Origin of the sequence: Pedobacter caeni, from assembly GCF_900129215.1 — a bacterium.
Classification (GTDB): domain Bacteria; phylum Bacteroidota; class Bacteroidia; order Sphingobacteriales; family Sphingobacteriaceae; genus Pedobacter; species Pedobacter caeni.
Window position 1 is genome coordinate 762,232 of the sequence record NZ_FQUQ01000003.1, and the last position, 25,837, is coordinate 788,068.

At 42.5% G+C, this 25,837-nt stretch carries 19 protein-coding genes; 14 read left to right on the forward strand and 5 right to left on the reverse strand.

Annotated elements, in window-relative coordinates; translation table 11 throughout:
- Positions 1 to 40: 40 nt before the first annotated feature.
- The 3 genes from BUC20_RS17960 to BUC20_RS17970 form a co-directional block, all read right to left on the reverse strand.
- Positions 41 to 754: a hypothetical protein gene (locus tag BUC20_RS17960; protein ID WP_073232426.1), complete on the reverse strand. Its 714-nt coding sequence runs from the start codon at positions 752 to 754 to the stop codon at positions 41 to 43.
- 113 nt (positions 755 to 867) lie between these two features.
- Positions 868 to 1,569 carry a LytR/AlgR family response regulator transcription factor gene (locus tag BUC20_RS17965; RefSeq protein WP_073232427.1) on the reverse strand — a complete coding sequence of 234 codons (702 nt, stop codon included), beginning with the start codon at positions 1,567 to 1,569 and terminating at the stop codon, positions 868 to 870.
- A gap of 4 nt (positions 1,570 to 1,573) precedes the next feature.
- Entirely contained in the window at positions 1,574 to 2,686 is a 1,113-nt protein-coding gene (locus BUC20_RS17970) for a sensor histidine kinase (protein WP_200800972.1), read from the reverse strand.
- A gap of 185 nt (positions 2,687 to 2,871) precedes the next feature.
- Between BUC20_RS17970 and BUC20_RS17975 the strand changes: the two genes are divergently transcribed.
- Together BUC20_RS17975 and BUC20_RS17980 are read left to right on the forward strand one after the other, a co-directional pair.
- A complete protein-coding gene (locus BUC20_RS17975; protein ID WP_084529001.1) occupies positions 2,872 to 5,238 on the forward strand; it encodes a TonB-dependent receptor in 2,367 nt (788 codons plus the stop codon).
- A 94-nt stretch (positions 5,239 to 5,332) separates the two neighbouring features.
- Positions 5,333 to 5,857, forward strand: coding sequence for a DinB family protein (locus BUC20_RS17980; protein WP_073232729.1), 525 nt, complete (start codon positions 5,333 to 5,335; stop codon positions 5,855 to 5,857).
- Positions 5,858 to 5,922: 65 nt separating this feature from the next.
- Here the strand turns inward: BUC20_RS17980 and BUC20_RS17985 are convergent, their stop codons facing one another.
- Positions 5,923 to 6,798, reverse strand: a complete 876-nt coding sequence (locus BUC20_RS17985; protein ID WP_159441125.1) for a hypothetical protein — start codon at positions 6,796 to 6,798, stop codon at positions 5,923 to 5,925.
- 118 nt (positions 6,799 to 6,916) lie between these two features.
- On the opposite strand from BUC20_RS17985, the gene BUC20_RS17990 reads away from it, so the two are divergent.
- The gene (locus BUC20_RS17990; RefSeq protein ID WP_143166834.1) at positions 6,917 to 7,552 is read left to right on the forward strand and encodes a hypothetical protein; all 636 of its coding nucleotides are present in this window, start codon (positions 6,917 to 6,919) and stop codon (positions 7,550 to 7,552) included.
- A 71-nt stretch (positions 7,553 to 7,623) separates the two neighbouring features.
- On the opposite strand, the gene BUC20_RS17995 is transcribed toward BUC20_RS17990, so the two are convergent.
- Complete coding sequence (locus tag BUC20_RS17995) at positions 7,624 to 8,211, reverse strand: NADPH-dependent FMN reductase (protein WP_073232430.1); 588 nt, start codon at positions 8,209 to 8,211, stop codon at positions 7,624 to 7,626.
- Positions 8,212 to 8,331: 120 nt separating this feature from the next.
- Between BUC20_RS17995 and BUC20_RS18000 the strand changes: the two genes are divergently transcribed.
- From BUC20_RS18000 to BUC20_RS18050, 11 genes are all read left to right on the forward strand, one after another.
- Positions 8,332 to 8,784: a DsrE family protein gene (locus BUC20_RS18000; protein ID WP_073232431.1), complete on the forward strand. Its 453-nt coding sequence runs from the start codon at positions 8,332 to 8,334 to the stop codon at positions 8,782 to 8,784.
- A 40-nt stretch (positions 8,785 to 8,824) separates the two neighbouring features.
- Positions 8,825 to 9,220, forward strand: a complete 396-nt coding sequence (locus BUC20_RS18005) for a hypothetical protein (protein WP_073232432.1) — start codon at positions 8,825 to 8,827, stop codon at positions 9,218 to 9,220.
- Between the two features lie 98 nt (positions 9,221 to 9,318).
- Positions 9,319 to 10,707, forward strand: coding sequence for a TolC family protein (locus BUC20_RS18010; protein ID WP_084529004.1), 1,389 nt, complete (start codon positions 9,319 to 9,321; stop codon positions 10,705 to 10,707).
- Between the two features lie 6 nt (positions 10,708 to 10,713).
- On the forward strand, positions 10,714 to 13,887 hold the full coding sequence (locus BUC20_RS18015) for an efflux RND transporter permease subunit (protein WP_073232434.1): 3,174 nt from the start codon (positions 10,714 to 10,716) through the stop codon (positions 13,885 to 13,887).
- Between the two features lie 50 nt (positions 13,888 to 13,937).
- Positions 13,938 to 15,059: an efflux RND transporter periplasmic adaptor subunit gene (locus BUC20_RS18020; protein WP_073232435.1), complete on the forward strand. Its 1,122-nt coding sequence runs from the start codon at positions 13,938 to 13,940 to the stop codon at positions 15,057 to 15,059.
- Positions 15,060 to 15,209: 150 nt separating this feature from the next.
- Positions 15,210 to 15,785 (forward strand): RNA polymerase sigma factor, encoded by a 576-nt coding sequence (locus tag BUC20_RS18025; RefSeq protein ID WP_073232436.1) that lies wholly within the window; start codon positions 15,210 to 15,212, stop codon positions 15,783 to 15,785.
- A gap of 239 nt (positions 15,786 to 16,024) precedes the next feature.
- Entirely contained in the window at positions 16,025 to 17,008 is a 984-nt protein-coding gene (locus BUC20_RS18030; RefSeq protein ID WP_073232437.1) for a FecR family protein, read from the forward strand.
- 131 nt (positions 17,009 to 17,139) lie between these two features.
- A complete protein-coding gene (locus BUC20_RS18035; protein ID WP_084529008.1) occupies positions 17,140 to 20,484 on the forward strand; it encodes a SusC/RagA family TonB-linked outer membrane protein in 3,345 nt (1,114 codons plus the stop codon).
- A gap of 54 nt (positions 20,485 to 20,538) precedes the next feature.
- A complete protein-coding gene (locus tag BUC20_RS18040; protein ID WP_073232731.1) occupies positions 20,539 to 22,149 on the forward strand; it encodes a SusD/RagB family nutrient-binding outer membrane lipoprotein in 1,611 nt (536 codons plus the stop codon).
- 459 nt (positions 22,150 to 22,608) lie between these two features.
- Entirely contained in the window at positions 22,609 to 23,988 is a 1,380-nt protein-coding gene (locus BUC20_RS18045) for an alpha-L-fucosidase (RefSeq protein WP_073232438.1), read from the forward strand.
- A gap of 78 nt (positions 23,989 to 24,066) precedes the next feature.
- Positions 24,067 to 25,746, forward strand: a complete 1,680-nt coding sequence (locus BUC20_RS18050) for a tetratricopeptide repeat protein (RefSeq protein ID WP_073232439.1) — start codon at positions 24,067 to 24,069, stop codon at positions 25,744 to 25,746.
- The last annotated feature ends 91 nt before the right edge of the window (positions 25,747 to 25,837 follow it).

The window sequence follows — 25,837 nt, forward strand, 5'->3', positions numbered from 1 at the left end:
CCGGAGCTTTCTATTTTTATAAAGAACTTTCCCAGAAGACTTAATCCAAATCCTTATACTCCAGATAAAGTAATTTGTGGTTTTGGAACCTGACTGTCTTTTTTGTTTCTTTTGATGTTCCGCTTTCCTGCTTCCATGAGTATGGTTTTCGCAAATCTTTTTCAGAAAATTCAATCAAAATGTAATTGTTTTTGAGTAATTGAGAGCGGATCGCGGGGTCTTTAACTTTTACCGAGGTGTTTTCATCGAAATCTGGTTTAGCACTGATTTTATGAACTAAAAACTGCTCTTTTCTGTTCCCGAAAAGCAGGTATTGCAATTGCTTCGGTTTAGTCGTTTCTCTTTGAAACTGATGGTAGTAAACGATCTTTTTAATCCTTACCGGAATGTGTTCAATAAATTTTGTTCCACCTCTTTCAAAATGCCCCCTATAAATACTGGCTTTGAAATGTTTGGTGTGGTTTACCATTTCAGGTAGGACAAAATTTTCAGGTTCCAGGGTGTATACGGACTCTTTCGGATGAGCTTTTCGATCATTTATATATTGTAATTTGTGTTTTTCTGATAAGTCCAGTATCAATATGATCTGGTAATCATGAGGACTGTGAAACATAGGTAAATGAGAAGCATAAATGGTTTCATTACCCATGAGCATCATTCCATGGGTGGAGGGTTTGTCAGGGTAAGGGGCATGTTGTGCAAAAATCGGAGTACCCAGGCAAAGAATTATGAAAGTAAAAACCTGTCTGAACATATTGATTATTTATACCGCAAAAATAAAAACAATGCCTTAGCAAGGGGCATGGAATTCTATTCTGTGTGTAATTTTTAACAATATCATAGGCGTCTGATTTTCCTATCCTGAAGTTAAGGATTCTTTAAAGCTTTAAAAACATACTCCTTATAACTAGCCCCAATTGGAATTTCGGTGTTTCCGATTTCGATGTCATAGGCTGTAAAAGCAGTCATTTTCTTCATATTGATCAGGTAAGACCGGTGGATGCGTAAAAATCCCTTTCCTTGTAATTCGGTTTCCAGGTCGCTGATTTTGTACTTTGCAGTCACCTTATTGCCCACACAATGAGCAACCACATAGTCTTTCAGGCTTTCAATATATAAGATTTCGTCAATGTTTAATTTATGAAACTTGCCTCCCGATTTAAGGTACATAAACTGCTGATCTGTGGGGGGAAGTAGGGTAGGGCTGCTTTGGTTATTCAACCTTAAATACCGTTCAATTGCTTTAAAAAACCGATCAAAAGTAATGGGTTTCAGGAGGTAATCAATCAGGTCCAGGTCATACCCCTCAATAGCAAACTCCCGGTAGGCTGTGGTAATGATCACTGCAGGAGGGTTTCTTAAAGTCCTTAAGAAATCTATTCCCGAAATCTGGGGCATTTTAATGTCCAGAAATAACAAATCTACCTGTGTTGCTCTTAACACTTCCAACGCTTTAATTGCATTTCCGCAGGTACCTACTACCTCAAAAGAATCGAGCTGATCAATATGTTTTTGGATCAGTTGTATGGCCAAAGGTTCATCATCTACCAGGAGACACTTTACTTTCATGGAATTAATTTTTTATAACTGAAGAAGGGCCCAGATTAATCATCAATAAAGCTACAAAAGTCTCTTCATGTTGAGATAAATTCAGCTCATAATTTTCCGGATAGATTAGATCCAGTTGTTTCCTGATGTTGTTTAATCCAATTTGTTTGTTTTTGTTCTCCCTTGGCATAAATGAATTGGAAACCATAAATGTAAAGTGGTTGTTCTGAAGCTTCAGGTCAATATTGATCACTGGATTTCCAATATCTTCTCCCGCTCCATATTTAAAAGCATTCTCTACCAGGGATAGTAAAATCAGCGGTGCTATTTCTGCATTTTCATCTGTTGTTTGCTGAAAGTTTACCTGCAGACGGTCGTCGTATCTTAGCTTTTCCAATTCAATGTAGTTTCTTAAAAGGCTAATCTCAGCTGATAAAGGAACATACGTCCCATCGCAACGATAAAGTATATGATCCAGAATTTCAGATAAACCCGCAATAGACTTTGAGGTCACTGATGAATTCATGAGGGATAAGGAGTAGATGTTATTTAGGGTATTAAAAAGAAAATGAGGATTCAGCTGCGTCTTTAAAATTTTCAACTCTGCTTCTGCCTTTTCTTTTTCCAGCTGAAGTGCACGCTTTTGAATCAGGTATTGATCCTTGAGCAATTTTAGAAAGGTAAAAACCCATGCTGTAGAGAAATCATGGAGAAAATAAGAACCCGCAAGCTTGGGGAGATCTGTGAGTATTTCCAGAAAGGATTCCTGGGCAAAAGGTGGCGTTCTTACCAGCGGCTCTACGACATAAATAACTACTGTTCTTGAAAATACACAGATCAGGTAGCTGCCGATCAGGAAATAAAAGACCAGAAAATAATAACTCTTTACATTCAGCAGCTTTGGAATCACCAGATAAGCAACGAAATAAGTAGAAATCATGGATAAAAAAAGCGCAAATGCCTCTGTAATCAGTTCGTACCTTATTTCTTCAGAAACAGAGGTATGTCCTTCCGGCTTGCTAAGGGATAGCAAAAAAACCATCACCCAGAAAAGAATATGGCTTTGTACGCGATGTACCGTACTATAGTTTACAATTTTCTCAAATAGTGACATATTGATATCAAATATAGTATTCATCAAAGAAATCCGGGCTTATTGTCGACGAACGGGTCACAAATGCTGATGGAAAAGAAGAATTGACCCCTACAATCGCTTTGTCGTCCTATCTGACTTGTTGATCTCCTATTGTGTCCTGTGTAACGTTAACCTGTTTTTGGTGTCTCCTAATTGATCACTTTCGAAAAAATAAATCCAATCAAACGATGAAGACTATCCAAAAATTATTCCTGATCTTTCTGATGTTCTGCAGCTTACCAAGTCTTGGACAACAAGCAACGGAAGTAAAGGTAAGCGGGAAGGTCCTGGACAACACCACACAACAACCCCTGGAGTATGCAGGAGTGACCTTGCTCTCCCTTACCGGCAACAAGATTCTGAAAACTACAGTGACCGACAAAAAAGGAGAATTTACTTTAGTCACCAACCCCGGACAATATCACCTGAAAATAGAATTCATCTCCTATAAACCTACCTTGCTGGAAAACAAACAAATCAAAGAAGACACCAACCTCGGGAACATCGGCTTACAGGAAAATGTTAAACTGTTAAAGTCGGTAAACGTGATTGGAGAAAAATCTACCGTAGAGTTGAATCTGGATAAAAAAGTGTTTAACGTAGGAAAAGACCTGATCTCCAAAGGAGGTTCTGCAAATGACATCTTAAACAATGTCCCTTCTGTAAATGTGGATGCCAATGGTGGGGTAAGCTTAAGAGGAAACGGAAGTGTCCGTGTGCTCATTAACGGGAAGCCTTCCATGCTTACTGCCAATAACGGTTTGGAGCAGATCCCTGCAAGTAATATTGAAAAGGTCGAAGTGATCACCAACCCTTCCGCCAGATATGAGGCGCAGGGAGGAGGAGGGATCATCAATATCATCCTTAAGAAAAACACAATAGGTGGATTAAATGGTTCGGTACAAGCCGGACTTGGAGATCCTGTCAACTACCATGGTAACCTGAATCTGAGCTATAAAACGGAAAAATTCAACCTGTTTTCCAACGTTGGTGGCCGGTCCAGAGATTTTTATGCTTCAGAAAAGCGCTTTCAAACGACTACAAAAAACGGACTGACCAATATCTTAAACCAGCAAAACAAGCAACGCCGTAACGACGATACCTATAACATTTACGTTGGCGGGGATTATTACATCAATCCTAAAAACACATTGACTGGTAGTTTTTACCACAGCACCTTATTCAACAGAGATACCACCAATTTCGGATACTCCTATTATAATGGTGGCAATACTCTCGACAGTGCGGTTACCCGTTTCGAAAACTACAGGGAGCCACAACGATACAATCAGCTGGAATTGAATTATGTAAAAACCTTTGACAATAAAGACCAGAAATGGACCACTAACCTGCAATATGATTTTTGGAATGACGATGAAAACCAGGACATCTCGCAGGCAAAGAACTTTCCGCTTCCCAAAATGATCTCCCGGCTTACTTCCAGAAATATTGAAAGCAGCGATGACATCTATATCCAAAGTGATTTTGTAACTGCTTTTTCTAAAGATTCCCGATTTGAAGCCGGAATCAGGACAGACCTGCGGGCCATCAGAAGTGATTACTGGGCAAAAGCAGATGAAGTCTTACTGGCAAAATATAACAATAAGCTGAAGTATGATGAAAACCTCTACAGCGCTTATATGCAATACGGAAACAAGATCAATAAGTTTAGTTACCTCCTCGGATTAAGAGCCGAATTGTCTCATATCGGAATATCAGACCGCGCAGGGACTTTTGATCAGGATAAGAAATACCTGAACCTTTTTCCAACAGTTCACCTGACTTACAAACTTCCCGAAAGTGCGGAGTTTCAGCTGAGCTACAGCAGGAGGATCAACAGACCCCAGTTCTGGCAACTAAACCCTTTCTCCGGGCTTTCTGATATCCGGAACCTCACTGTCGGAAATCCGGATCTGGATCCTACCTATACCAATTCATTTGAATTCTCCATGATCAAACGCCTGGGAAAACTGAACATCAATCCTTCCATCTATTACAAACATACCACCAATTACTTCCAGTTTGTGATCGAACAAACACCGGATGGGTATTTTGTGAGCACTCCGGTTAACCTGGATTTTGAAGACCGTTATGGTTTTGAGCTTTCCAGTAGTTACAATCCATTTGGATGGTGGCGCTTGTCATGGGATTTTAACTACTATAAGTTTAAGCAACAAGGAGCTTATGATGGAAAAAATTATGGCGCTAAAGATCAAACCTGGTTTACAAGAATTGGTTCGAAGATGAAATTCCCCAAAAACCTGTCTATAGAATCCAGCTTAAACTATATTGGTAAGAAGCAGGATATTCAGTCCATCAATAAGGCACAATACAGGGCCGATATTGCAGTAAGCAAAGACCTTTTCAAAGATAAGATGTCTTTTACCCTGGGAGTGATCAATGTTTTTGATTCAATGGTCGATAAAAGGGTGACCAATACCGACACTTATTACCTTGAATCTGAATCCAGGAGGTTTGGACGATTGGTTTCTGCAACCATTGTGTATAGGTTCAACAGGAAAAAAGACGACAAAGACCGCCTGCCTGATGAATAATTTTTTTTATTAAAACGGGCTGCCATAGGGTTGTCAGTGCTCCGTGTTTTCTTTGTATGGTAAACAAATACAAGACCCTATAAAACCTAAAAACATGGAAAATCATATTGCAGACGTACAGAAAATTTATTCCTCTCCCTTTGTAATCGCCACGGAAGACCTGCTGGTTCACTGGCAGGGACACCGTAGGCTCACCCGAAGGGCAATTGAAGCTTTTCCGGAAAAAGAATTCTTTAATTACAGCATTGGAGGCATGCGCCCTTTCTCAGAAATGGTGCTGGAAATGATCGGATTGGCATCCGCAGGAATGAAAGGTGTCGTGACCGGCAACTGGGATAAAGTAGGCGCATTACCTCATCATGTCAATGGCGCGAAGCCTGCAACGAAAGCCGAAATGCTACTGTTATGGGACGAACTCACTGAAACCATTGAGATCGGATGGCCTAAAATTCCTTCCAGCCGTTTTCACGAAATCGATCTGGCCTACGGTGAATATGAAGGGCCAATCTATTCCTTCATCTTATACTGGATAGATAATGAGATTCACCATCGTGCACAGGCAACAGTGTACCTGAGGTCGTTGGGAATCGAACCGCCTTATTTTTGGCTGCGGGACTAACACCCGAGAAACCGCAAAATAAACAAGATAAACCCATAGCTATCTGATGAAGAATGCTTATGGGTTTACTCCGTTTTAAAAAAGTACAACTTTCTGTTTTGCTGTCCTGGTTTTTTGTAGAAAAGAAATGACTTGCCTCCAAAATCAATCTTCTTCAGCAGACTGGCCTGGCTTTCATCAGCATAGCTGATCTTAAAACGGAGCTCTTCTTTCTCAAATTTGATTTGGTAATAATAGATCGAATGCTCCTGAAACCATCCTTTCGGCAGCAAATCATAAGGCCGGATGATCTGATCTGTCCCATTGTCTGCAGCCCTGTATTCCGAGATAGAGAAATCCCTGTTGTACTGACTCTCACAATACGCACAATCCTTAAAGAAAATCTGGTATACTTTCCCCGATTTCTTCATGTAATAGTAAAGCCCACTATAGTCTTTACGCTGAAAACTAAGTACGGTATCTCCTCTTTCCGGCATTTCCAGAAAGGTTTTTTTATCGATCTCTATCCCATTTCCTGACTCATTCCCTGAATTGTTTCCTGACCTGGAAGGTCGGTCAGTTACCTTCATTTGTATGATCGGACGGTATTGGTAAGAGCCATGCTCAAAATAACCCTTGCCTGCATAAATGTTGTCCAGCTCATCCTGTCCGAATAAGCCATCCAGTTCCGGGGCATCGATTTTTTTCAGGAGCTTTAATGAAGTATCGTAAACCTGCAGACGGTAATTCTTCGGATCTTCATTGATCAGTCTGCTGATCACAACGAGCCTTTTCTGATCTTTTGAAGGATACACCCGACAAATGTCTTCATCATCAGTGCCAAGCTGCTCCAAATGAACATTTTTTGATGTGCCGTTGAACTCAGGAAAGTATTTTAGATCCGGATGTTTATCCTTTTGCCGATCTTTACAGGCCGTAAACAGGACTAACATTAGAAACAAACAAGGTATAGTTTTACTGATCATGATGGTGCCAAAGTTATTAGAATATCGCTATTCTTCTCTGGCCGGAGTTCTTTTAAGCAAAATGATTTGCGCTCTTTTATGTAAATTGGTAAAAATGAAAAGATTTGATTTCTTCCTGATTCTGCTGCTCCTGTGTTTCGGCATGGCCTGTAACAGAGGGAGAGGTTCTATTGATGTGGTTCAGCATCAGGATACCACTGCTCCAAATCCAGGTACTCAGGCTCAAAATCTAAATACCATTGCACAACAACCCGATACAGCCGCCCAGCTCAAAGAAGTCAAAATCTTCCTGATTAAACTCAAAACAGCAATCGTAAAAAACAACAAACAGGAGCTCCTGAATAGGATTCATTTTCCAATGCAAACACAACTGATGTGGATGAATGATGAATTGGGAACCAAAGAAATTGATCGGAAAAATGGGTTGATCAGTAAAGAAGAGTTTCTGAAATATAATGGAAAGGAACTGTTTGATAAAGAACAACGGCGGGTATTGCGCTACGAACTGGGAGATGATGTCTCTGCCATTAACCTCCAGACAGACCAGGCCAGTAATTACTATAAAACCCTGGTTTCAGAAACAGATCCCGGAACTACACTATTCAATTATTACCTGCAATGGGAAAGGCCAGACGGGCGGGGTGATTATTGGTTTGGACTTGTAATCGGAAAAATAAAAGGCGAGTTTAAAGTCCTCAGCTATTATAGTAAATGGCCGCTGAAAGCTTGATCAACTCCCTGAAGAACCAAAAAAAGTACAGGACCAGAAATACCCGATACAAGAAAATGTAAAATAAAAAACTAGTTTGGAAGAGGGGCAGGCAAGAGCTCAGACTCCTGAATTTCTCCTTTAACAATCGCCTTAAGGGAAGAAATCAATTGATTTACCTGTTTTAAAGTCTCTCCATCTGTAATTTGAAAATCCGAATTCAGTTTTGCCTGAATCCCGGAAATCAAGAGCTGCGTATGCTCAGTGATTTTAGATTCAATAATCAGTAAAGTGCCTAGTAAGGATTGATGTGCCCTGCTGCCAGCCGTAGATGCGGTAATCAAAGCAACAGGTTTTTTAGAGAACTCCATCGTGGAAACGGTCCAGTCAATGGCATTCTTTAAAGTCCCGGGAACTCCAACGGCATATTCAGGGCTACAGATTAAAATCGCATCCGCATCCCTGAGCTGTTTTCTGAAGTCTGCCACTTTCTCATTTTCAGGAACCTGACCGTAATCCAGGTCCGGATTAAAGTGTGGCAGTTCAGTAAGGCCATCAAAAATACGGATGGAAAAACTTTCAGTTGTCAACAAACCTATGGCTTTGATCAGGTTAATATTTGAAGAACTTTTTCGGGTGCTTCCGGAAATGGCAAGGATATTTATGTGATCTGTTTTCATTTTTTGATGGACCTTTAATGCTGCCAAAGATATAAAATCTCTTTCTTTTTAGATTTTGATCAGCGCTCTTAAAAAACATATATTGCCAGCCAATGACTGATTTAACCCTAATATGATTGTATGAAAAATGTATTGTTTATCCTTTGTATCTGCTGCCTGACTGCCTATTTAACCCCTGCAATGGCACAGGAAAAGCCTGTCTTTACTGGCGCAAAAGCGACAATGAAGCACTATAAAGCCTTATATGTGCTCAACAGCGGAGAAGAGAAAAAGATCAATGGATGTTTGCGCAACATCAAAAACGCTCTGGAAGATCCACGCCTTAAAGGCAAACTGGAACTGGAGCTGATTGTTTTTGGTGATGGCGTAGCCGTGTACCAAAAGAACAGTAGTTACGAAGCTGCTTTAAAATTGTTACAGTCCAAAGGAGTGCTCCTGGCGCAATGCGAGAATACCCTGAAAGAAAGAAAAATCGATAAATCTGAATTGGTCGACTTCATCAGCTTTGTCCCTAGTGGAAATGGAGAAATCATCATCCGTCAGCAACAAGGCTGGGCAGTTGTTCATCCTTAAAATTTTCTTGTCCGTTTAAAAAAGGCTATGTTTGCAAGACATGTATAAATTATCAAATCCCACACGAAACGTAAATACCGGCAGGTTAAATTCCCTGCTGCTATTTGTATTGATGGGCTGCTTTGTTCTTTCTGCATGTTCTGTGAGAAAAGGAATTCAATCTTTTTTTGCGGAGGTGAGTCCCGTTGCCAGTACCAGTGTCAAAGCAAGTAAGATTTGCACGGTGGCATCCAGCTCCGCAGACGAAAGTCTTCTTTTTAAACAGAATGTGACCCAGATGTCGGCATCAGCCCTGGTTCTGTTTTTTCTTTTACCGGATTTCCTGCTGTCCGTATTGTTCTTTAAAAAAGATAAATACTCAGCCGTACCCTCAGGTCCGGACCTTTCCGGCTCTCCGGTTCCCCTGTTTATCAAAAACAGGCTTTTATTGATATAGCATCTCTTCTCTGATTAAACAGCGCTGCTGTTTCCCTATTTCATGTCGTTCCTGAAGAACAACATGCCAATTGCGTATTTCCACAATTTTAATTTTTGATGATGAAGAAATTACCTCTTTATCTGACGGCTATGTTGCTCATGCTGTACAGCATCAGTGCCTATCCGCAGGAGCATAAAGAACATACACTTTCCCACTTATGGGAATTAATGGCCAAATCCTATCCCGAATTAACCGAAAAACAGGCCAGAATTGAAGCGTCTGAATACCGGAAAAAGGAACTGAAAAGTGCCGCTCTTCCACAGGTTCAATTGCAGTTGCAAAATTCCTATGGCAGCTTTGCGGGGACCAATGGCGCTTTTTTTCCAATCCCCGGCGTATTTAATGTCAACGGGAATGCTGCAAAAGATTCGGATGCTTCGAGCAGCACGATGAACACTTTTGGCTCTGTGCTGCTGGACTGGAAGATCAGCCAGTTTGGTAAACAACAGAAAATGCAGGAAGCTGCGGGATATGAAGTGCAGGAAGCCCAAAGTAATTATGAGGCCACCTTGCTTTCGCTCCGGACTAAAATGACGAGAAACTACCTGAACCTCCTCTATACCCAATCGGGCTTGAGCTGGGCAGACAAAAATGTGCTCCGCGTAAAAGAAATCCTTGAGCTTTCCTCAAGCCTGGCCGAAGCCGGATTAAAACCCGGTGCGGATACTGCCCTTGCCGCCTCCACCTACCTTCAGGCCCTGGCGCAGAAAGAAGAATGGCAGGGTAAATATGCCGCGGGCCAGATCAATATGAGAGAACTTATTCCCACACTGAGCGGAACGTTAAAACTTCCTTTACAGACTTATATGGGGATTGGACAAACTGATGAAGGCCTTGATTCCGTTTCTGTCGCACATCCCTTTCTGCAGGTTCTGGATAAAAGATTCAGATATCAGCAGACCCAAAAGACGGTATTGGCCAGAAAGCAACTGCCCTCTCTCTCTTTGCTGGCCGGGATTTCTGCACGCGGAACAGGAATCAATCCGGATGGTAGCGTACACCGGAACTTTGCTTCCGGTTTTGACAATTCTTCCCGCAATTACCTCATCGGACTGGGGATCAGCTGGAACCTGACCGGCCTGTATACGGGTTCACTGGAAAAGAAACGCGCCCAGAAACAGATTGATGTGGCACAGTCTCAATATGAACTCCAAAAACTCCGGATGAATACGGCTTTGCAATCCATTTCCTCCCGAATCAATGCGCAATTCAAGCAGGTGGCGAAAACAAAAGAAGCACTGAGAAAGACGGAAGAGGCCTACGACCTCTATTTGTCGAGATATGAGGCCGGACTGATCAATCTGACAGACCTGCTTCAGATTCAGGCACTGCTGCAGCAGGTAGAGAAAAGCAATATTGAAGTTCACCAGGAGCTGTGGAGCCAATGGAATACAAAGGCAGAGCTTTCCGGCGATTACAGCTATCTGTTCAACAATTTAAAATAAGAAATTATGAATATGATCAGGTTTGCATTAAAAAAACCTTTAACAATAATGGTTGCCATACTGGCAATTGCCTACTTTTCGTTTACTGCGATCAGGAACATCAATGTAGATATCTTTCCGAAAGTTGAGTTGCCGGTCATCTATATCGCCATGCCTTATGGCGGATTAACCCCGGCCCATATGGATGGATTTATGGCGAACGAGTTTCAGAAAGTCCTCATCTTTGTGAGTGGGGTAAAGGGCATAGATTTTAAAAGCGTGCAGGGCTTTACCCTCATGAAGCTTACTTTTTATCCAGGAACCGATATGGCACAGGCCTCTGGTGAAGTCGCCACTCAGGTGTCCAGGGCAATGAGCTTTCTCCCTCCTGGCGCAGTTCCTCCTCAGGTAGTTCGTTTTGATGGGAGTTCCCTTCCTATCGGGCAACTGGTATTTGAAAGCGCTCAGCGGTCGATTACGGAATTACAAACCCTGGCGCTGACTAAAATCAGACCGATGTTTGTGACCATTCCAGGAGTAACTGCACCGGGGCCCTTTGGTGGAAACGCACGGACAATAGTGGTAAAGGTGAATCCGGAACTGATGCTTTCCTACGGTTTATCTGCAGAAGAAGTCACCATGGCCATCGTCAAAAATAACTTCCCTGCTCCGGCAGGAAACATCAGAATCGGTGATGAGAACCTGATGAGTCCGGTAAACACCATAGCCAATGGGCCGGAAGAGTTCCTGAACATTCCCATAAGAGGAGGCTCAGGGACTAATGTCTTTGTGAAAGACATCGCCAGTGTAGAAGATGCAGCAGATATCACTACCGGATATGCCATCATCAATGGAAAACGCTCTGTTTACCTTCCGGTGATCAAAAAAGCAGATGCTTCCACACTCAAAGTAGTAGAGAACCTGAAAGCCTCGATTCCGAAGCTGAAGGCCGCCTTGCCTGAGGATGTGGATGTGAAATACGTTTTTGACCAGTCCGGATACATAGAAAGATCATTGGAAAACCTGATTCATGAAGGTGTTTTAGGAGCGGTATTAACTGGCCTGATGGTATTTCTCTTTCTTGGAGATTCCAGGGGAGCATTGATTGTGGTGCTGACTATCCCTATTGCGATTCTGTCGGCGGTAATTCTATTGTATATGTTTGGACAGACCATCAATGTCATGACCCTCAGTGGACTGGCCCTGGCCATAGGCATCCTTGTAGACGAGGCCACAGTAACGATAGAAAATATCCACCAGCACTTTGAAATGGAAAAGCCGAAGCAAAGGGCAATTCTGGATGCATTATTGGAAATTTCTATCCCCAAAATTCTGATCTTGTTCTGTATCCTGGCTGTCTTGATTCCTTCTTTTATGATGACCGGAATTCCAAAGGATATGTTTATGCCACTCTCACTGGCAGTAGCTTTTGCCATGATCGCTTCTTTTATCGCCTCACAAACCTTTGTGCCGATCCTGGCCAACTGGTTAATGAAACCGGAACTTTTCCGGCACCATAAGATCAGCCTTCACAGAAAGAAACTGACCAGGTTTGAGAAATTCAAAAGACGTTACCTGATCCTGATCCGTGCGGGTCAGCAAAAGATAGGGGGGGTGATTGGCCTGTATGCGATCCTGGTCTTACTGATGATCTTTGCAGCAGGGCTAACGATTGGAACAGATATCCTTCCGGCCAGCAACAGTGGAGACCTTCAGATGCGGATGCTGGCACCCGAAGGAAGCAGATTGGAAAAAACGGAAGATTACCTGGAAAAGTTAACCGATATCATTAAAAAACAAATGCCGGAAGGAGCGGTTAAAATCAGCTCTGCATATGTCGGCCAGCAGCCCTCTGCTTCAGCGATAAATCCCATCTTCCTTTTTACGAGTGCTTCTCATGAAGCGGTATTACAGCTATCTATTGATCAGGAGAAGTTTGATCAGCCCATCTCCAACCTGAAAGATCAGGTTCGTAAAGAAGTGGCGAAACAGATGCCGGAGCTAAAGATCAGCTTTGAACCGATGGAGCTGGTGGAGAAAATTATGAGTCAGGGTGCAATGAATCCTGTACAGATCAAAGTGGCTGCCGGACAGTTAAAAGGTGCGGAGAAATTCGCAATGAAGATTGAGGCGGGATTAAAGAAGGTCTCTTTTCTTCGTGATGTACGCCTGGCAGAGCCGCTCAACTATCCCAGTGTTCAAATCAATGTGAATAGGGAACAGGCCGCTCAGTTCGGATTAACGATGGGCGATGTGAGCAAAGCGCTTACCATGGCTACCTCCTCTACCCGTTTTACGAATAAAAACCTTTGGGTAGATCCAAAGTCTGGTCTTGTTTTTCAGGTCCAGGTCCAGGTTCCTGAACCGGACATGCAATCTCTGGATAAACTCCGTTCATTACCGCTTAAGTCCGGACAGCCGAGACCGGTGCTGGAAGATGTTGCGACACTTCAAATGGTAAAGCTGCCCGCCCAGGTAAACCGCCAGGGTCCAAACCGATACGTGACCGTATTGGCCAATATTCATCAGGCAGACCTGGGAGCCGCTTCCACAGCAGTTCAAAAAGTATTGAAGGAAATTGGTGAACCTCCCAGAGGGATGGTGGTTTCCTCCGAAGGCCTGATGCAATTGCTGGAAGAAACCCTTTCGGGTTTACAAACCGGACTTGCAGTTGCGATTGTTGTGATCTTCCTGATGCTGACTGCCTATTATCAGTCTTTTGCGTTGTCCGGACTCATCCTTTCTGTTGTTCCGGCAGTGATCGGAGGAAGTCTCCTCATGCTGATCATTTCGGGAAGCACACTGAACCTGCAATCCTATATGGGAATCATTATGTCGGTGGGTGTATCCGTTTCCAATGCGGTACTGATGATTAATCAGGCGGAAGTAAACCGCCTTAAACACGGATTTCCCGTCAGAAAAGCGGCAATTCTTGCGGCCTCTTCCCGTCTTCGCCCCATCATCATGACCACCATGGCGATGATTGCCGGAATGATTCCAATGGCCATAGGCATGGGAGAGGGGGGAGAACAGATTGCCCCATTAGGGCAGGCGGTAATTGGCGGATTGATCTTATCTACGCTGACTGCCCTCCTGGTTTTACCGCAACTCTTCGTGCTGATCATGAAGAATAAATCAAGGAACAGCCTCAGTCTGGACCCTGATGACCCAATGAATAAAAACCTGCTGGCAATAAAATAAAAATGAAAGCATCACCCCCGTTAACACGAGAAAAAAACAACGATATACTCATGAAAAGCATCGAAAAATATAAATATGCCTTGCTGATGTTCCTCCCACTGGCATTTGTCGCCTGTTCTTCAGAACAGCCAAAGACGAGGCAGGAAGCAGGACAACAAAATCAGCAAACAGGTACGAAAACAGAAGTTAAGGCCGGGCTTCCAAAACCACAGTTTGTAAAACCAATGCTGGAGCAACCGGTATATCAGCTTTCTCTGCCAGGAGAGCTGAGGCCCTACGAAGAGGTCACGATTTATCCCAAGATCAAAGGTTTTGTAAAAAAGATCTTTGTCGACAGGGGAAGCAAAGTGAAAAAAGGACAATTACTGGCGCTGCTGGAAGCTCCGGAAGTGGCACAGCGCTACCAGTCTGCAAGATCCGATGAGCAAAAATCTTATGAAGATTACCGCTACAGCAGACAATCTTATGAGCGACTAAAAAAGGCTGCAATGAAGAGCGGAGCGGTTGCAGCAATAGAACTGGATAAAGCAATGAGTAAATTAAAAGGAGATAGCGCAGCTTATGCTGCAGTAAAATCCAATACCCTGGTATCCGATCAACTGCAACAGTACCTGAGCATAAGGGCTCCTTTTGATGGAACAGTAATGGATAAAAATGTCTCCGTAGGGGCGCTTGTCGGAGAGAACAATACCATGCCGATGTTCTCCATTGTACAGAACGACCGCCTGAGGTTAACAATAGCCATCCCTGAAAAACACAGCCAGTCGATCTCAAAAGAGACAAAGGCTTCCTTTACCGTCAGTGCATTGCCGGGCAAAACCTTTCATGCGCTCCTTTCCAGAAACGGAGAATTCCTGCAACAGAAACTAAGATCAGTAACTGCAGAATTTGATGTGGTCAATAAAGACCTGCTTTTGGGTGGAGGAGAATATGCACAGGTGAATCTGCAAATGCGCCGTCCGGAAGCCACTTTCTGGCTGCCTGCAACTAGTGTGGTACAGGCACAGTCCGGAGTGTTCATTGTGAAACTGGAGGGGAAGCTCATTAAAAGGATCCCCGTAATGCCCGGCATTCGTAAAGGAGAACTTATTGAGGTGTTCGGGGCCTTACATATCGAAGATCAGATCCTGAAAAAGGGCACTGAAGAGTGGAAAGACGGTCAAAAGATCTAATCAGATTAAAGATCAGCTACGAATGAATTAAAGATTGCGGGAATGCCTCAGATTTCTGAGGATCATTTCCGCAATTTTATTTATAAGATCTAAAATTACACTTTTTGTTATTTTTATGTTAGCTTCGTTTCAAACTTTCTAACCAAACTTGTGAACGCTAATCATTTAACTCCGGACGATGATCTCATCCTGCTGCTTAGGCAAGGTGATGAATTAGCTTTTACAGAAATCTACAACCAATATTGGGATAAACTCTATTACATCGCCCATAAACTTTTAAAAGATACGGATGCTGCCGAAGAAATTGTTCAGGACGTATTTCTGGTACTTTGGAAAAAGAGGGAAACCCTGAATATCCAATCCATTTCATCCTACCTTGCAGCCATGACGCGTTATGCGGTATTTCGCTACCTCTCTAAAGAGAAACGCTCCCGTCAACAGGAAAATATTGTAGGCTTATTAACAGCCAATGCGACTTCGGAGATAGAAATTGACCATAAAATTTTGCTGGAGATCATTACAGAACTCTCTAATAAACTTCCTGAAAAATGCAGACTTGTATTTCAATACAATAAGCTACAGGACCAGTCGCTGGCCGAGGTGGCTGCCCAACTCAACATCTCCCAGAAAACGGCAGAAGCTCACCTCACCAAAGCACTCCGCATCATCCGATCCAACGTTGGTGATGTACTGAACTTCCTGATCGTGTTCCACTTATTCCGTTAAAATATTACCCGATTCTACTCAGCCTGACACCTTAAAAGTTTGCTGATCTAACAGAAAATCTTTCCAACCCATATCCCTGTATTTCATTTGAATCTTCGTTTAACATGATCATCATCTGTTTAGGCTTCATCAACCTGAAAACAGGATTGATGAATTAAAATAAAAAATTATTGATTTTGACTAAGGGTGTTTTGTTCCCAGTTGACTCTATAAGAGAAAAAAGGGTTATAAAAATTCAGATGGATAGGAACGAACTCAAAAAATTGGCGCAGAAATACCTTCAGGGAAACGCCAGTGATGAAGAAAAAGCACTGCTGAACCAATGGTACGATACCATTGAGGATGGCTGGGTAGAAAATGTTCCTACCAAAAGGCCGGAAACAGAGGATCAGGTTAAACAACGGATCTTTGATAACCTGAAAGATAAAGGTTTCCTTCAAACAGAAGAAGAAGCCGAATATCCGGTTCGCCGCTTTTCAATGAAAAGACTGCTGATGAGAATAACAGCTGCCGCTGCGGTTTTGGCCGCTGTTTTCTTTGGCTGGCAATTCATGAACTCCCGGTCTGAATCTGCTGTAAAAAAACTAGTAAGCGTTCCTGGCAATAAAATCATAGAAATCACTTTACCGGATAGTTCAAAAGTATGGCTCAATGCAGGATCTGTATTTAAGTATCCCAAGCAGTTTGACGAAAAAAACCGTACGGTAGAATTGATCGAAGGCCGTGCCTTTTTCGAGGTAAAACACAGAAATAAACACCCTTTTATCGTAAAAACCAATAGCCTGAACGTGGTTGTGCTGGGCACTTCATTTGATGTCAGAGCTTACAAAAAAGAAGGGACCACAAAAGTAAGTGTGGTAACCGGAAAAGTGGGAATTACCATGAAGGATGCGGTGAAAAAGCCAGCCGTGATGTTGCTTCCCAAAGAACAGGTGGTGCTTAGCAATATTAAAAATCATTTGATTAAAGCTGTAGCCCCTGAAATTGCCGTAAATGCCTGGTGCAATAGCAAACTGGTATTTGAACAGGAAACACTAAGAAACGTATTCTCTGTCCTGGAGAAAAAGCATCACCTGAAAATCATTACTGAAAACCCTGCATTGCTGGACGAAAGAATCTCCATTACCCTTGGAGATCAGAACCTGGCTGTGACGATGGATATCCTAAGCTTTACCAAACATTTTAAATACCAAATGGCCAATGACAACATAATCATCAGATAGATCTTCCTTCTTAGCAGCTAAGAAAGAAAAAACCGGGAACAGAACCTGCCCCCGGAATAAGGTAGCCACTGTATACATGCTTGAGACCCATAGACAGTAGGCTGTAGTTTAAAAATTAAACCAAAACAAATATGATGAATTTTTACGGCAAAGCATTGCCTATATTCCGAAAATGCATGCGCATTTCTACAATTATTATTGGCATACAAGTGTGTTTTTCGACACTCCTGATGGCTAAGCACATCAAGGCTCAGGAAATGAGCTTTAAAGTAGTCAAAGCAAGCGTCAAACAAGTCTTCAAAAAGATAGAACAACAGGCAAACGTTACTTTTGTATATGACGAACAGGTATTGGGCCGCCTGCCTAATCTTACCCTTAATTTTAAAAACGAACAACTTTCGGAGGTTTTAAAAAGCCTTCGCGAGAAAACCTCGCTGGAATTCAAATTAGTGGGTAACTATATCGGCGTAGCAGAAAATGCAGCCAGTATGCCTAACCTTAGCCTGTCTTCTGCTGCAAATAGCAACCGCATAAAAATAAATGGGGTCATAAGGGATGCAACCGGACAGCCGCTAATCGGAGTCAGCGTGAAGGTCAAAGGAACTCAGATTGGCGCAAGTACCAATTCCAGCGGACAATTTTCGATTGATGCAAATATTGGTGATGTCCTGGAAGTTAGCTATTTAGGGTATATCACTAAACAAGTGACCATTACCAGCCCTGCCGCATTAAGTGTATTATTGGATGAAGATTCAAAACTCCTGAGTGAAGTTGTCGTTACTGCACTGGGTATCAAAAAAGAGAAAAAAGCCCTGGGATACTCCGTTACTGAAGTAAAAGGAGAAGAACTGACGCAGGCCAGAGAAAACAATGTGATCAACTCACTGGTAGGTAAAGTGGCTGGTCTGAATGTCAATTCTATTGCAGGTGGTGTAGGTGCTTCGTCCAATGTCATCATCCGGGGGGTTTCCAGTATTTCGCAAACCAATCAGCCATTATACGTGGTCAATGGAATCCCAATGGAAAACAGGATCACCAGTCCGGCAGGAAGTCAGTACGACAATACCCCGGATCTTGGAGATGCAATAGGTAACCTTAACCCGGATGATATTGAAACGGTTTCCGTTTTAAAAGGAGCAGCAGCTTCCGCCTTATATGGCTCCCGTGGTAAAGCAGGGGTGATTCTAATCACCACCAAAAGTGGTAAAGGGAATTCGATCGAATTCAATTCCAATTTTGTGCTGGAGAAAGTAATGGATATGACCGATTGGCAATATACCTACGGACTGGGAGCTAATGGGAAAAAACCAGCCAATCAGTTGGAGGCCAGACAAACAGGTCAGAGCAACTGGGGAGAAAGACTGGACGGAAGCAATGTGATTCAGTTTGATGGGGTTTCCCGCCCTTATGTGGCCCAGAAAAATAACATGGAGAATTTCTTCCGTACTGGTTCCACGTCTACCAATACCCTGGCTTTAAATAAAAGCTTCGATGGAGGATCTGTCCGCTTTTCTGCAAGTAACCTGACAAATAAAGCAATTACACCTAATTCAGGCCTGAACAGACAATCTTTTAACCTGAATGGAAACTACAATATCAGTAAAAATTTTACGGTAGATGCCAGAGCAAACTACATTCTGGAACAAGCAAAAAACCGCCCTTTTTTAAGCGATGGAGCAGGGAATTCCAGCTATAATATCACTTTATTACCAACTAGTTTAGATGTCAATGTACTAAAAAGAGCGGTAGACGACGATGGAAAGGAGTTTGCTTATTCAGGGAATTCATTTGCAACCAATCCATGGTTTGCAGCTAATAAATTCATTAACAATACCAAGAGAGAACGCTTGCTTTCTTCTGTAAGCCTGCGCTATAATTTCGACAATGGAGCATTCATTCAGGGACGTGCCGGACGAGACGCTTATAACGATCGATATACCAGTGTGGTTCCTTCAGGAACAGCTTACCGTCCAAATGGAACAATCATCGAAACTTCTACTAAATTTTCTGATATCAATACCGATGTGCTGTTAGGCAAGTCTTTTAAAGTCAGTGATTTTACGATCAGCCCGAATATTGGTGGAAGTTACAGAAGAACGAAGTCTGAAATCATTACCCTGACAGGGAATAACTTCGCCGTTCCTTATGTATATGTGATTTCAAATGCCAAAATACAGGAAACGCCTAAATATATTCCTTCGGAAAGTGTAGTAAGTTCCCTTTATGCTACTTTAGATTTGAGCTACAAAAATTTCCTCTATTTAAATAGTTCCATTCGTAACGATTGGTATTCTACCTTAGCTACACCAGGTAAAAACAACAAACTGGACGCGTTGTATCCATCGGTAAATGCTTCATTTGTCTTCTCTGAAGTATTAAAACAGGACTGGCTAAGCTTTGGTAAACTTCGTGCGGGTTTTGCTCAGGTAGGACAGGCAACAGATCCTTACCAGACACAACTTGCGTATAATTTTAATAATGCAACATTAAATGGAAAACCACTTGGTGTAATCGCCAATGGATATGTTCCCAACTCCGGACTTAAAGCTTCGATTGCTTCTGAGTTTGAAATCGGTACTGAAGTTCGCTTCTTAAGCAACCGTTTAACACTGGACCTGACCTGGTATAACAAGAAATCTAAAGATGAAATTGTAAAGGCACCAGCTTCCATCGCTTCCGGATATGCAGGAGCAATTCTGAATATCGGGGAGTTAAGAAACACAGGTATAGAAGCCCTGATTTCAGGTATTCCTGTACAGACTAAAGACTTCCGCTGGACCACTACATTGAATGGGTCTGTGAACAACAATACCGTTGTTTCTTTGTCGCCGGGACAAACCATTCTTCCTGGTGGAACTTCACGTACAGGTGATGCCTTCACTCAAAATATAGTAGGCTTGCCATATGGTCAGGTGATGGCTTTTGATTATCAATATGATGCTAATGGTAATGTCGTACTTAAAGACGGTGTCCCTCAAAGAGGGCTGCTGAAAGCGTATGGTTCAGCATATGCTAAATATGTAGCAGGTTGGAATAACGAATTCAGCTATAAAGGAGTAAACCTATCCTTCCTGATTGACAGTAAGTTTGGTGGTAAAATTTTCTCGGCAACAGATCAATACGCTTATAACTTCGGTTTACATAAAGGAACATTGGCAAGACGGGACGAACTGGGAGAAGGTGCAGCGAAGTACTATGAGACAGCTACATCTAATGTATCTGGTACACTTGTTCAGAGTTCAGACTTCATCAAGTTACGTCAGGTAATGCTGGGCTATACCTTTCCCGGCAAGTTGTTTAATAACGTCATTAAAGGAGCAACACTTAGTGCCGTTGGCCGTAACCTCTTTTACCTGAAAAAGAAAACAGATAACATCGATCCGGAATCTGACTATTCGATAAATGCAAAAGGATTAGAGTTAGGTGGCGTTCCTCCTGTGAGGACTTTCGGTCTTAACCTGAGTGTGAAATTCTAAATGAATGGTGATTTATTAAATCATCCTAACAGTTACAAAGCAAAGAATATTGATATGAAAAAGAATATTAAATCAACGATATTGGTTTTAATCTGCCTGCTGACAGTGACCGGCTGCAGAAAAAACTTTGAAAAGATAAATACTGACCCGTCTACCTATAATCCCGAAAATTTTGATCCGAATTATACCCTTACCAGTGCACAATTGGGTTATTCGGGAAGCGTAGATTTAGGTTATGAAACCTGGAGAGCCAATTTAATCTATTCGGCTACTATGATTCAGGGTCTTTCCTCTGTGATCGGTTACTGGGCTGGGGATAAGTATTTACTGGATGCCAGATATACTGCCGCCTATTGGGGATTTCCCGATGGGACGCCTACGGGAGGTGTGGGTGCTTATCCTGAACAGGTCAGACCAATTACAGATGTGATGATGGTCACAAAGGATAAGCCTAAGTACAAGAATTTGCATCAGATCTCACGTATTATGAGAGCGATGATTTTTCAGCGGATTACTGACTTGTATGGTGATGTTCCTTACTCTGATGCCGGTGTGGGATATTATGAACAAAAGTATTACCCGAAATATGATAAGCAGCAAGACATTTATATGAGCTTATTGAAAGAAGTATATGAAGCAACTGCCGCTTTAGATCCTGCTGGTGATGTGGCTACAGGTGACGTGTATTATGGTGGGAACATTCAGAAATGGAAACGTTTCGGAAATTCTTTGTTGCTGAGAATGGCGATGCGTTTGTCTAAGGTAGATCCGGCAACGGCAAAAAGCTATGTGGAGAAAGTGATAGGCAATACCATGACGGGCAATGATGACAATGCATTTTTAACAGGTGATCCTGTTGGTGGGCGTATCACGGCAAACAGAAACAGCCAGGTGTTATTGGGAGATGGTGGAGAGGAACATTATTATGTGAAATGGTCTAATACTTTTATCAATTTTCTTAAAAGTACCGATGATCCAAGGTTAGGTAAGATTGCAGTAACTAAATTGTACCTGACTGCAGGCAGTAAAGACCAGAATCCGGGAGCAAATGCCGATCCTGCAGTTCAAAAAGGGATGCCTAATGGTAAAGACCTGAGCCAGGTGCCAAACAGAGGGATTACGCTGGAACCAGGTTATACCGGTTTACCCGAGTACTCTTCTCCAAGTGCAGCTTTGCTAAGGAGAGATGGAAAAACCTTTGTATTGACTTATGCCGAGTCAGAATTGTTGCTTGCAGATGCTGCACAACGTTTTGGCATTGCCGGAAGTGCCGCAGATCATTACCGAAATGGGGTAAAGGCAGCAATGACTTATCTTGGACAATATGATCCTGCAGCAGCCATTTCAGAGGCAGTTGCTAATGCATACGTGGATGCACATCCATACAATGCCGCAAATGGACTGGAGATGATCAATACGCAGTATTGGGCACTGACAAATTCTAAGCTCGATTTTTATGAATCATGGGCAAACTGGAGAAGAACGGGATTCCCGGTTTTAACTCCGGTAGTATATCCTGGTAATGCAACCAATGGAACCATTCCAAGACGTTTCCCTTATCCTGTTTTAGAAGCAGGCTCTAATACCAAAAATTATAATGATGCAGTCTCCTCTATTCCTGGCGGAGATGTCTTAACCTCCCGTGTATGGTGGGATAAAAACTAATTCCCGTACGCTCTCAATTTCAAATCCCTGCTTCGGCGGGGATTTTTTTGTTAAAAGGAAAACGGGAATAAGTCCTCCGACTTACCCCCGTTTAAATTAACGCTCTCAAGGACAAATGTAAAAATAAATTTAATGTTAGAACACGGGATTTTAAATTATTGAATTAAGATTACAATTTGAAAACGAGGCAGATAGGGTCAAATGATCGTGTAAAATGATAAAATATTCGTTTTTGACTATGGTTTGGCGGTTTTTGTAAATGATGAAGCTTTCTACCGCCTGATTCTGGAATTTTTAAAATAAGATCGTCTTTGCCGATTTAATCTTGTTTCAGCACTTAACCTCTTACAATCAGTGTTTTGCCTGATTGTCAAAAACGCTGAACGTTTTGACAAAAAAATAAAACCTTTTATAGGGAAATCCAGCGTCCTTTGTTTAAACCACCAAATAAACCTGAACATGAAAACCTTAAGACTTAGCCTGTTACTGGCTTTGCTCTTGCTGATCCAATTGGCAGAAGTAAATGCACAAGAGCGCCCGGCATGGGCAAAAGAAACCAAAGAACAGAAAGAAAAACGAATGAAATGGTGGACAGACGCCCGATTTGGGATGTTTATCCACTGGGGCCTGTATGCTGTCCCTGCCCGTCATGAATGGGTAAAATACTATGAGCACATTTCTGATAAAGATTATGAGAAATATTTCAACCTGTTTGATCCCGATTTGTACAACCCAAAGCAATGGGCAGCAAAAGCAAAGGAAGCAGGAATGAAATATTTTGTCATCACGACTAAACACCATGAAGGTTTCAGTTTGTGGGATACCAAATATTCAGATTATAAGGCAACTAAAACACCAGCCGGAAGAGACCTCATCAAACCAATGGTAGAGGCCTTCAGGGCAGAGGGCATTAAAGTAGGATTTTACTATTCGCTGATCGACTGGCACCATCCCGATTTTGAGCTCGATGCGAGTCATCCCCCAACCCCTCAGGGTAAAGAGGCTCGCGATGCGGCCAACAAAGGAAGAGACCAGAAGAAATACCAGGCTTACATGAAAAACCAGATCACAGAATTGCTCACCCAATACGGACCGATTGATATGTTATTTACCGATTTTTCATACGCTGGAAAAGGGCATAAGGAATGGGATTCAGAAGGACTGTTAAAGCTGATCCGCAAATTACAACCCAATATCATTGTCAACGACCGTCTGGATCTGAACGATACAGACTGGGGATGGGACATCAAAACCCCTGAACAGTTTATGCCAAGGGAATGGCTAACCGTTAAAGGAGAGAAAGTGCCATGGGAAACCTGTCAGACTTTTTCCGGCTCATGGGGATACCACAGGGATGAAAATTCCTGGAAAAGTGTACCTCAGCTCATCGCCATGCTGATTGAAACGGTCAGCAAAGGGGGGAACCTCTTGCTAAACGTTGGGCCTACGGCACGCGGGGAGTTTGATGAAAGGGCTAACCAGCGCCTGGAAGGCATGGGGGCATGGATGAAACAACACAGCCGTTCCATTTACGGATGTACACAAGCTCCGGAAACTTTCAAAGTGCCTCAGAACTGCTTCCTTACCTATAATGCAGAGAAAAAGAGACTGTACATTCACCTGATGCAATGGCCGTTCAAATCGCTGCACCTGGAAGGATTTAAAGGTAAATTTAAATATGCTCAGCTCCTGAACGATGGTTCTGAGGTTAAGTTCTATTCTCCTACACAAGAGGGAAGCCATACGACCGAGACTACAAAAGACGGGGATGTAATCCTGAACCTTCCTGTACAGAAACCAAATGTGGAAATCCCCGTGATAGAATTGATTCTGGAATAAACAAATAGGGCAAAATTCTTTAGATATAGCCTTTTTTACACCCGTAGAAAAGGCTATATTTGGTTTGTTCCCAGCTCAATGATGAACCATACTAACCAAAAAAGGCTTCTTGCATTCTTCTGTTTCTTTATAATTCAGTTTCTGACTGGCTGCGAATCTAAGCAGCAGACAGATCAATCCTTAAATCCAGGCAGTACCGAAACCGGGATCAAAGCCAGGATCATTGCCCTCAACAAAAGAGCAAAAAGTCTGAACAGGGACTCTACCAATCTGGCCATAGCTTCAGCTTATGAAGCCTACCTTCTGGCTTATGAAAACAAATATAAAGGGTTGGAAGCTGATGCCCTGGTAATCTTATCCGAAGGTTATCTCTATAATGACATCTATGACCTTGCCCTTGAATATTCATTTGATGCCCTGGAAATCTATAAAAACCTGAACCAACCGGCTAAAATGGCCGCTACTTATACTTTATTGGGATGGATCTATTATGATGTGGAAAATGCGGAGTTTTCCCTGAAATACCATACCATGGCCTATGATTACTATAAAACGCATCAGGAACCTGATGAGACCGGCCTCTCCCTCAATGCTATCGGCTTAATTTACCAGCTCAAGAACGAATTCGGAAAGGCAGAAGGCTTTTTCAAACAGGCGCTGGTGATGGCTCAGAAACACAACAAAAGAGCCCTGATCAGTGCAGCTTATAATAACCTGGGCATTTCCAGCAACAACAATAAGAATTATAGTCAGGCCATTGTCTATTTTAACCTGGCACTTCAGTTTTCTACCAAACAATTGCTTTCACTGGCAGAGCTGAACAACCAGATGGCTTTCTCACTCGTCAACCTCGGCAGAAAAGAAGAAGCATTGGCGGCCTTAAAAAAGGCAAGATCCTTTATTGACCAAAGCAGTTCCAATTCAAGAAAAGAAAACCTGCTGGACAATTATAAGGTCTTCTCTCTGCTCTATCAACGGACCGGAGATTATAAACAGGCCTACGAGAACATCAACCAATACAATGCAGTCAGAGAAGAATTCCTGTCTAAAAATAAAGTAAATGCCTTGCTCACGCTTACCCTGAAACGGGAAGCCCAGGAAAAAGAAAGACAGATGGAAGCGTTATCCGTAAAAGAAAGCCTGAAATCTTTTCAACGGAATGCCCTCGCCATCATTGTGGTACTCCTGATTGTGATCGGTTTTCTGCTGTATGGTAAGCTCAGAAGCAGACAAAGAAAAAAAGCCGAACAGGCCGCCCTTAAGCAACAAGAGATTGAAAAGGTACTTGAGCATACTGTTCTGGATAAAAAAGCCCTCCATGAACGACTGGATTTTAACCATATTGAACTGAAAAACTATGCCTTATACATTGCGCACAGAAATGACCTGGTGGTAAAATTCATTGAAGATCTTGGAGGTCTGGATAAAACCGCAGCTGCGGAAATCCCCCATCAGTTACATAAGCTGGTCAATAAATTCAAGTACGACATTAACCTGGAGAAGTATGTGGAAGATTTCAACCTTAAGGTGGAAACCCAGTACCAGGATTTTTTCTACAACCTGCAACAGAAATTTCCTCACCTCAGTCAGAATGAGCGAAGGCTTTGTGCCCAGATCAGGCTGAGCCTTTCCATTAAGGAGATCGCCACCCTCAATAACATCTCCGTGAAGTCTGCAGAAATGGCAAGGTACCGTTTGAGAAAGCATTTTGGCCTGCAGCCCAATGATAACCTCAACGATTACCTGAAGTCCTTCTAGTGTGATTTAAAGAAGGTTTTTGAGCTCATGTAGAGGTCTTGTAGGGGTAACCCCTCAGCAGAAGTAGGGGTCTTTAATTCGTTTTTCCGGC

Excerpts from the sequence above, each read along its gene's own strand:
- BUC20_RS17960 (WP_073232426.1), bottom strand. The coding sequence starts at position 754 with ATGTTCAGACAGGTTTTTACTTTCATAATTCTTTGCCTGGGTACTCCG.
- BUC20_RS17965 (WP_073232427.1), bottom strand. The coding sequence starts at position 1,569 with ATGAAAGTAAAGTGTCTCCTGGTAGATGATGAACCTTTGGCCATACAA.
- BUC20_RS17970 (WP_200800972.1), bottom strand. The coding sequence starts at position 2,686 with ATGAATACTATATTTGATATCAATATGTCACTATTTGAGAAAATTGTA.
- BUC20_RS17975 (WP_084529001.1), top strand. The coding sequence starts at position 2,872 with ATGAAGACTATCCAAAAATTATTCCTGATCTTTCTGATGTTCTGCAGC.
- BUC20_RS17980 (WP_073232729.1), top strand. The coding sequence starts at position 5,333 with ATGGAAAATCATATTGCAGACGTACAGAAAATTTATTCCTCTCCCTTT.
- BUC20_RS17990 (WP_143166834.1), top strand. The coding sequence starts at position 6,917 with ATGAAAAGATTTGATTTCTTCCTGATTCTGCTGCTCCTGTGTTTCGGC.
- BUC20_RS17995 (WP_073232430.1), bottom strand. The coding sequence starts at position 8,211 with ATGAAAACAGATCACATAAATATCCTTGCCATTTCCGGAAGCACCCGA.
- BUC20_RS18000 (WP_073232431.1), top strand. The coding sequence starts at position 8,332 with ATGAAAAATGTATTGTTTATCCTTTGTATCTGCTGCCTGACTGCCTAT.
- BUC20_RS18005 (WP_073232432.1), top strand. The coding sequence starts at position 8,825 with ATGTATAAATTATCAAATCCCACACGAAACGTAAATACCGGCAGGTTA.
- BUC20_RS18010 (WP_084529004.1), top strand. The coding sequence starts at position 9,319 with ATGATGAAGAAATTACCTCTTTATCTGACGGCTATGTTGCTCATGCTG.
- BUC20_RS18015 (WP_073232434.1), top strand. The coding sequence starts at position 10,714 with ATGAATATGATCAGGTTTGCATTAAAAAAACCTTTAACAATAATGGTT.
- BUC20_RS18020 (WP_073232435.1), top strand. The coding sequence starts at position 13,938 with ATGAAAAGCATCGAAAAATATAAATATGCCTTGCTGATGTTCCTCCCA.
- BUC20_RS18030 (WP_073232437.1), top strand. The coding sequence starts at position 16,025 with ATGGATAGGAACGAACTCAAAAAATTGGCGCAGAAATACCTTCAGGGA.
- BUC20_RS18035 (WP_084529008.1), top strand. The coding sequence starts at position 17,140 with ATGATGAATTTTTACGGCAAAGCATTGCCTATATTCCGAAAATGCATG.
- BUC20_RS18040 (WP_073232731.1), top strand. The coding sequence starts at position 20,539 with ATGAAAAAGAATATTAAATCAACGATATTGGTTTTAATCTGCCTGCTG.
- BUC20_RS18045 (WP_073232438.1), top strand. The coding sequence starts at position 22,609 with ATGAAAACCTTAAGACTTAGCCTGTTACTGGCTTTGCTCTTGCTGATC.
- BUC20_RS18050 (WP_073232439.1), top strand. The coding sequence starts at position 24,067 with ATGATGAACCATACTAACCAAAAAAGGCTTCTTGCATTCTTCTGTTTC.